At 19.7% G+C, this 7,233-nt stretch carries 6 protein-coding genes; all 6 read right to left on the reverse strand.

Going from position 1 to position 7,233, the window contains the following annotated elements; all coding sequences use genetic code 11:
- Window positions 1–267: 267 nt before the first annotated feature.
- The 6 genes from ACHMP6_RS01485 to ACHMP6_RS01510 all read right to left on the reverse strand — a co-directional run bounded on the left by ACHMP6_RS01485 (window position 268) and on the right by ACHMP6_RS01510 (window position 6,495).
- Complete coding sequence (locus ACHMP6_RS01485; protein WP_412097765.1) at window positions 268–720, reverse strand: hypothetical protein; 453 nt, start codon at window positions 718–720, stop codon at window positions 268–270.
- Between the two features lie 578 nt (window positions 721–1,298).
- Window positions 1,299–2,048, reverse strand: a complete 750-nt coding sequence (locus ACHMP6_RS01490) for a hypothetical protein (RefSeq protein WP_412097766.1) — start codon at window positions 2,046–2,048, stop codon at window positions 1,299–1,301.
- A gap of 149 nt (window positions 2,049–2,197) precedes the next feature.
- Window positions 2,198–2,869, reverse strand: a complete 672-nt coding sequence (locus ACHMP6_RS01495) for a hypothetical protein (RefSeq protein ID WP_412097767.1) — start codon at window positions 2,867–2,869, stop codon at window positions 2,198–2,200.
- Window positions 2,870–3,230: 361 nt separating this feature from the next.
- Window positions 3,231–3,554, reverse strand: coding sequence for a hypothetical protein (locus ACHMP6_RS01500; protein WP_412097768.1), 324 nt, complete (start codon window positions 3,552–3,554; stop codon window positions 3,231–3,233).
- Between the two features lie 801 nt (window positions 3,555–4,355).
- Entirely contained in the window at window positions 4,356–5,156 is an 801-nt protein-coding gene (locus ACHMP6_RS01505; RefSeq protein ID WP_412097769.1) for a hypothetical protein, read from the reverse strand.
- Between the two features lie 310 nt (window positions 5,157–5,466).
- Entirely contained in the window at window positions 5,467–6,495 is a 1,029-nt protein-coding gene (locus ACHMP6_RS01510) for a hypothetical protein (RefSeq protein ID WP_412097770.1), read from the reverse strand.
- Window positions 6,496–7,233: the final 738 nt, after the last annotated feature.

The following is a 7,233-nucleotide window of genomic DNA, read 5'->3' on the forward strand; positions in this document are numbered from 1 at the left end:
CATTATTTTCAACATAATCATTATCATAATCCATATCCAAAAAATCAAATTCATTAAGAAAAACATGATTTTTTTCTTTCTTTTTTAAAAAAAAGAAATTATTTTTTTTGAATAATTATTATCTTTTTTTATTTTTTTAATAATTTGAAATATTGGTTTTATAGATAGTTTTAGTAGATGATTTCAAAATATTTTTATTGAAAATAAATTTATTGATAAATAAACTTAAGAAGAAAATAATTATAGATAGAAGACAGAAACTTTAATTTAATCGAGAATACTTAAAGGAACCAATTTTTTTTGTTTTTTCTGTGCAAAATTCTTTACTTTTACTTCTTTTAATTTTTCTGAAGTGTTTTTTTCATTTATTTTGAAAGAAAGTTTTTTAGAAAATTTTTTATTTTTTTCTAACCAATAATCATAATCATTATTTTCATCATATTCTTCTTCACAATCACTTTTTGTTTCAAGTTCATCATCAAAACAAAAAGCTTGAAATTCTTCAGGAACAAAATTTTTGCTGCTTTTTGATCTAGTTAAACGACTATCTTGTTTTTGGAAAGATTTTGAATTGTCCAGATTGGAAGATGATGCTCCAAAAACTACTTTTAATGAAAAGAAATTTATTGATAATAAAATTAAAAAGAAAATAATTTTAAATATAAAATTATATAAAATTAAAAATTCTTTTTTACCCTGAACAAAATTATTTATCCCCACCCCTTCTATTGTTTTGATTTTCTTTATTTACAAAATACAAAACCTTTTTCATATCGATTATGTTTGGACTTTTAGAAAATTTTTATTTTTTTATAAGTTATCATTGTAATCGTTATTTTCATCATAATCAAAATAATCTTTTGTAATGAAAATAGATTTACTAACAGAATTAAGAAGAAAATAACTATAGAAATAAATCTATATGAAATTAAAACTTTTTATTTAATTTTTTTTTTTACCTTGAATAAACAAAACTTTTTATTTTTTTTAAATTTTTTTTTTAAGAAAATCTCATAAACATAAAATTAAAATAAAAATTATTCATATAAGGAACTTTTTCTTCTTGCTACAAATTTATTATAACAATTTTTATTATATTTGTTATCAAATTAAATAAATTTTCATAAAATAACGTGAATATTGTGTTTTTTATAAAAAAATCAATTTTTCTAAAATTCTAAAATTAAATTATTTAAAAAAATAAAAAAAAGCTATTTATGTTTTTACATAAATAGCTTTTTTAATAAAATTGAAATTTATTTGATTAAAGTTAAGTTAAATTGTTAAATTAATTTTAATTATTTATACCAAAGACCATTAACTACGCTAGCTATTTCTTTAATCATATGATGTTCTATGTAATCAATAACAAATTGACACTCTGGTTGTTTTATTAATTCTCTTGATTTTAAAACTGATTGATTATAAAGACCATTTGTTATTTTTACAATTAAACCTTGTAATGTATCATAATCAAATTCTGCTTTAACAAAACGGTCTACTTCAACTTCATCCCATCTGTCTACAGATAAAACTTCATCAGTTATGAAATCTGTAGTATGCGTTATAACTGCTCTATGAGTAGCATCTGTGTAAGCATTGAATAATGCCTCAGTTAAGTTGTTAATAGTTTTAGAAGCTGTTAAGTTTACTTTATCTTTTTTAGAAAGAATATCTTTCTGAAAAACTTTAACAGTATCTCCTACAATGCTTCTAGTGTATCTTACAATTTTGTTACCATAATTATCAGTTAAAACTACATCTTTAACTGTAGCTTCTTCTTGACCACTTTGAATGATTTTTCTAAAATCTAATTCAAAAGATGAGTTATTTGTATCTGATTTTGCTTGAATCTCTTTGGATTCGGAACGATCACATTGTTCAATAAAATTGCCTATTTTTTTTTCTTCGTCTGAAGGAACATTATGTTCTGAAACGGCAAAAACAACATTAGGCAATAAGAATAAAATTATTGAAAAAGATAATAAAAGAAACGCTAAAATAGTTGAATAATAATTCAAATTATTATTTTTATTTAATTTTAACAAAATCCTTATAAACCTCCTAATTTTAATATATTTTTTATAAAAATTAGAAAACCAGAAATCTTAAATAAATTTTGTTTTTTATCGAATTTATAATGAATTTAAATTATTTATAAAATTAAAATAACATATGAATAATATTTTTATATTTTTTATTTAATTTTTGGCATAATTGTTTGAAATACTATTTCACTTACTATAAAGAATTCTTTAGAATTATTACATTGGTTATGAATTACGTAAGAATAACTTTCATTTTTTTGTTTATCATGTTTTTCTTCAACATAATCTATAGCGTAATTATTTTCTATATTTGGATCGCATTGTTCATTTATAAAGATTTTTGTTTTTAATTTGACAGAATCATTATTTTTATAATTTGTCAAATCTATTTTTTCGTTATTTTGATTTTCTATTTGAAAAGCAGTGCTTTCTAATGTTATAAATAAATCTTGTCCTTTTTTAACATTTTCATCGTCTTGTGTAATGTTTTCTGAAACTGCTTTTTCAATAAAATTACAAACTACTTTTTTCAATTCATCAAGTTTAATGTTGTTTTTTGATGAAGTTTTTTTCTTCTTTTCTAAAGAAACTAAATTATCATTAATTTTAGAAAGTTTTTTATCTTTTTCTAGAAAAAAGTCATTATTATCATCATCACGATAATCATAAACTTCTTGAAATTCAATTTTTCTACGATTTTGTTCACCGGATGATGCGAAAATCCTTTGTAATGAAAATAAATTCATTGATAAAATTAAGGAAAAAATAATTATAGATATAAATTTAATTGGAATTAAATTTTTTTTATCTTTATTGAACAAAACTTTTTATTTCAGTCCTCCTAATTTTTTGGTTTTTTAAAAAAGGTTTTTTTATATTTATTTTATTATTTTTTATAAATGTTAGAAATTTTTATATTTTTTCTAACAAATAATTGAAATCATTATTTTCAACATAATCATTATCATAATCCATATCCAAAAAATCAAATTCATTCGGCAAAAAATGATTTTGTTTTTTCATGAAATGATTTTTGGGTATAAATACTTTTTATTAATGATTTGAAAAATTTTATATTTTTAGCAGACGATTGAAAAATACTCTTATTGAAAATAAATTTATTGATGAATAAACTTAAGAAGAAAATAAATATATGGATAGAAAATAGAAAATTTATTTTAATTAACTGTGGAACCTAAAGGAATGAAATTTTGTTGTTTTTGATTCACCAATCTCTTCACTTTTACTTCTATGATGAGGAAGGTTGTTAGATTTTTGTCTTTCAATTTCCTTTTTTTGTTCTTTTAAAGAAATTTTTTTAGACAAACTTTTATTTAATTCTGACCAATATTTAGGATTATGATGTTCTTCATATTCTTCGTCACATTCACTTTTTATGTCTTCTTCTTTTGGTTTATCAATTTTGCTTTTTAGTTTAGTTAAATAATTAGTTAAATAATAACCTTCTTGTTTTTTTGTTGAAAGATTTTGAAGATGACGCTCCAAAAACTACTTTTAATGAAAATAAATTTATTGAAAATAGAATTAAAAAGAAAATAGTTGTAAATATAAATTTATATAAACTTAAAAATTCTTTATTTTTTCTAAACAAAACTCTTTATCTCCATTCCTTCTAATTTTTTTTAATTTTCTTTTTCTAAAACCTTTTTCATATTGATTATGTTGCGTTATAATTTTAGAAAATTTTTTATTTTTTTCTAAGCAAGAAATGTAATCGTTATTTTCATCATAAACAAAATAATCATCGAAATCATTATCATAAACAATATTTTTAGCATCATGATTTTTGTTTTTTTCTTCTTTTATTATGATATGTTTTTCTTGTTGTTTTGAAGATTTAGAACTTGATGCGAAAATTCCTTTTAATGAAAAGAAATTTATTAACAGAATTAAGAAGAAAATAACTATAGAAATAAATCCATATGAAATTAAAATTTTTTTATTTAATTTTTTTTTTACCTTGAATAAACAAAACTTTTTATTTCTAATCCTCCTAATTGTTTTAAAATTTTTTTTTAAAAAAATCTCATAAACATAAAATTAAAATAAAGATTATTTATATAAGGAACTTTTTTCTTCTTGCTACAAATTTATTATAACAATTTTTATATTTGTTATCAAATTAAATAAATGTTTATAAAATAACGTAAATATGGTGTTTTTTATAAAAAAATAATTTATCTAAAATTTTAAAAAAAGCTATTTATGTTTTTACATAAATAGCTTTTTCAATAAAATTGAAATTTCTTTGATTAAAGTTAAACTGTTAAATTAATTTTTAATTATTTATTGATACCAAAGACTATTAACTGCAGCGTCAATTACACTTTTATAATGACTGTCTAGAAAATCAAGAATATATTGATATTCTGAATCTAATCTAGTTTTACTAACTTTCAATGCTTGTTCATAAATACCATTAACTGTTTCTATTATGACATCTTTTAATCCATCATAATCATATTTTTCTTTAGTAAAACGATCTACTTTTATGAAACCCCATCTTTTTACATCTAAAATATCATCATTGATCAAAGAAGTTGCGTGTCTTATAGTTCTTTTATGTGATGCATCATTATACGCTTCTCTCAATGCAAGTGTTAAATCAAATATAGTTTTTGATGTTGCTAGATTAGATTTAGTTTCTATAGAATCTAAACTAGATGATGTTACTTCTTGAGTAGAACCCTTAAGTGTTCTGTAAAATGTTATAGTTTGACTTTTTTCAGGCTCAGGGAGAACTGTAATATCATCTGTCTGTTCAGTTGAAATGATATCTTTAATTTGGTATTCTTCCACTTTTGCCAAGGGATTATTATCTGATGTTGTTTCCTCAGATTCTTGTGAATCTTTTATGATATTTTTATTTTCTCCTAAAGAAAATTGTTTTGTTGTATCAATTGTATCAAGACTTTCTTTATTTGTATTATTATTACAATCATCAACATTAGAATCATTAGAGGCTAAAACAACATTAGGTGTTAATGATAAAATAATTATTGAAGAAAAAAATACAAAAAACGTTACAATAAAAGAACAATAATTTAATTTATTATTGTTTTTATTTAATTCTTCTTTTTTTAACAAAGCCTTATAAACCTCCTAATTTTAATATATTTTTTTTTTTTAAAAAAATTATTTTACAAAATTAGAAAAGAGAAGAATAAAATTTTAAATTTGTTTCTTACCTATATTTCTATTTATTATTTTCTCAGGTAATTATTTTTGTATTTTTTCGTTATATTATATTAATAGAGAAACAAAATTATACTAGATTAGAATTTTTCTTAAAATATATACAAAAGAAGTAAATAAATGTGTTTTTTTAAATTTCTTATTTTTTTTAAAATTTAACCAAATGAATCTGTTTTTCGTTTAATTAATGAATATTAAATTATTAAATGAAAAATATCATAAATAATACATCAGTATAATCAACGAAACTTCCAGTATTTATAACATGTGAAAAATTTTCATCTTCTTCATCTTCTTCTGAATCTGAATCTGAAGATTTTTCATAATATTCTATTTCTAATTCATCATCATTTTCATAATTTTTTTTTTCTATATTAAAATTATTGTTATTACTTTCTTTTAATTCTAATTTTTCTGTTTTTGAATTATTAATATTGAATTTATTATCTAAGTTAAAATAATTACCTTCTATTAATATGATTGTATTATTTTTTCCATTTTTAGATTCGTTATTATTATTTTTGTTATTATTTTTGTTTAGTTTTGATACTAATTTTTCAATAAATTCTAAAGTTGTTTTCTTATTATCGATGACTTTTTGATCTCTAATTTTTGCTAATTCTTCTTCATGATGTAACATATCTAATAAATCATCACGTTCTTCTTTATTATCAGCAAAAGAAGATTTGGTTTTCAAAACATCGTTAGAATTTGTTGTTTTGTTATCTTCGTTTTTAACTTCTTTTTCTTTATTTTTGTCTTTGTCGCTTCTTTTTTTGTTATACTTTCTTTTTGGTTTTGGAATAACATTTTCAGCAGCAACTACATCAGAATCAGAAGTTTTTGTTTTGTTATCTTCGTTTTTAACTTCTTTTTCTTTATCTTTGTCTTTGTCGCTTCTTTTGTTATACTTTCTTTTTGGTTTTGGAATAACATTTTCAGCAGCAACTACATCAGAATCAGAAGTTTTTGTTTTGTTATCTTCGTTTTTAACTTCTTCTTTTTTTTGATCGTTTTGATTCTTTGAATTAACATCTTCTTTCGAAACAATAGAATCAGAATTTTGATTTTTTTCTTCAAAATTGTTTTTTTCATTTGAATTAGAAGCCAAAACAACTTCTGATGAAAATAAATTTACTAAAAAAAGTAAGGAAAAAATAAATACGTATATACAATTAAAAGAAATACAATTTCTCTTATTATTTGATTTTTTTATATTAAGTTCAAACAAATCCTTTATTTCTAATCCTCCTAATTTTGTTATATTTTTTTTTTTTTTGGTAAAAAATTTATAAAATTAAAATAAAGATTATTCATATAAGGAACTTTTTTCTTCTTGCTACATTTTCATTATAACAATTTTTATATTTGTTATCAAATTAAACTTACTTTAATAAAATGATGTATATATGGTTAAAAATTTATATAAAAATTTTTATTTTTTACAATTTTTAAAAATTTTCTAGTCTATTGTTATGTTTAAAATTCAAAAAAAATTTATTAATTATTTTTAATGTTTTTATATAAATAAAAAAATTATAAAAACATTGTTTTATTGAATCAAATATATTAAAATAATATTATGCTTATTTATATAATTTATAAACTTAAATTTAATTTATTTTATATTTTTTTGAAAAAAATTTAAAATTTATTTTTATAAAAGCGTTATTAAAAGAAAAGAAAAGTTTATTATAAGCAAAAATAAAAAAATTAATTATTATTGAATATTTTAATAATTATTGCAAAAATAATATACAAATTAATATATTTTTTTTATGTTTTATTTTTATATTTTATTTATTTTATTTAAATTTTTTTGATTAAAAAGGAGTTTTTCGATTATTAAGCAAAAGAAAATTAACAAAGAAAATTCAAAATTTATTTTATATAATGAAAATATTCCAAAAGGTAAATATGGGCGCGAAATGATGCCTAATTATGAGTGATTTCACGTATCACGAACATC

The organism is Candidatus Phytoplasma palmae (genome assembly GCF_046896035.1).
Lineage (GTDB): Bacteria > Bacillota_I > Bacilli_A > Acholeplasmatales > Acholeplasmataceae > Phytoplasma > Phytoplasma palmae.